The sequence below is a fragment of the Psychrobacter sp. 1U2 genome (genome assembly GCF_051847575.1).
Map to the genome: position 1 here is coordinate 1 of NZ_JBPYDC010000137.1, position 1,671 is coordinate 1,671.

Below are 1,671 nucleotides of genomic sequence, written 5' to 3' on the forward strand. Positions count from 1 at the left end.
GTCCCCGGTGAGCCATACCGATAACCATCTCTTTGGTACCGTAACTACCAGCACGTTGAATGATTTCGTTAACCGCAGGAATAAAGCTTTCGCCGCCTTCTAAACCAAAACGTTTTACGCCCGTATATTTACGCGCTAAGTACTTCTCTAATCCTTCAGCAGCCGTCAAACGCTCTAAAATAGATAAGCGTTTTTCCTCGTCAAACTTGATATAACCTAGATTGGTCTCGAGATACTTTTCCATCCAACGTTTTTCGGTACTGGTGGTCACGTGCATGTACTCTACACCGATATGACGGCAATAGACGCGCTCCATAATTTCGATAATTTCACGCAATGGCGCTTCTTTTTTACCGATATTAAGATCGCTAGTAGGATATACAGTATCGAGATCGGCTTCTGATAAGCCATGGTAAGCGAGGGTCAAATCTTCGACTTCAGCGCGCGGATGCAGCTCTAAAGGATCAAGCTGTGCACGGCGATGACCACGACGACGATACGCCGAAATCAATTGCTGGACAGCCATCTGTTTAGGGTCTGCACAGTCTTCTGGGGTGCTTGTAGTTGTATTGTCAGAGGCGGGGCCAACTTTATTGGCTGTCTGATTACGGGCAAGCAATAAGAATTGATCTTTAATGGCATTATGCTTGGCATCGTTAGGAGATTGGTACTGCTTAAAATAATCTTGCCAATCCGTATCGACACTGTCTGGGTCGCTTAAAAACTGCTCATAAAGGGATTCGATATAAAGGGCATTGTCAGCGGCAAGTTCAGTATGTTCTACGCCAGCTGCTTCTTTCGTTATACTATTCATAATAATCGTCTATTTGATAGATAAATGAATGGAATCGTGCTTATTATTGTGTGTTCTATTATACGCTAAGCTTTTAAAAAAGTTGGTATACATCATGAAATACTATTTACTAGTTATTACTTATCGATAGTTACTGTTCTTGAGTAATAGTTTGTGAACAATGGTCATTGACTGATTACGCTAAGCGCTACTTATGATCGCTTGATATTATAAATGAGTATGAGCCACGATAATATCAAGTCCAAGCTTCACTGATGTTAGTCACTTAGATAAACAATTGCTTTGCAAAAAATGTTTAAAAACCATTTAAAGTGTCATCTATAACGAGCATACACTGCTGTATAAGGTAACATGCATAAATTACCTGACATAGTTTGTTTGTTCAATACTAAGTATTTACATATTAAATATTAACTATTACTTTTCGAATATTAGTCATCACTTTACGGACATCAGGCGTATATTATTAATGATGGCATGGCTAAAAGTTCGTAGAGAGTTAGTGTAAAGAGTCTATTTTTTAACGTTGTTTAGTAGCGCTATGATAACATTTTTATGAAGCAATATTTATCATAAGTTGCGAAACACCAACTTTATTTATAAGACAGTCTTGATTATGACAGACGTTACTTTCCTAAAAAACTCATAAAGAAACGATTTCTTCGCGCTAAACGAATCTTTAACTTTTACAATCGACAAAATTGTATGATGACCTATCAAATCAACAAGCTTTTTATCATGTATAAATTGTACAGGTAAATAATAGTCAATCTATAATCTCTTACATGCTACCAACGTACTGTACGCATAGACTTACATTAGTTAAGATAAATGACTCTCATCTTGCTAATCTAGCA

1 protein-coding gene is annotated in these 1,671 nt (G+C 37.4%); it reads right to left on the reverse strand.

Features of this window, described 5'->3' with window-relative positions:
- Positions 1–814, reverse strand: an 814-nt coding sequence (locus tag ACS8FD_RS13880; RefSeq protein WP_439276301.1) for a 2-oxoglutarate dehydrogenase E1 subunit family protein, incomplete at its 3' end; no start/stop codon positions are given.
- Between the last annotated feature and the right edge of the window lie 857 nt (positions 815–1,671).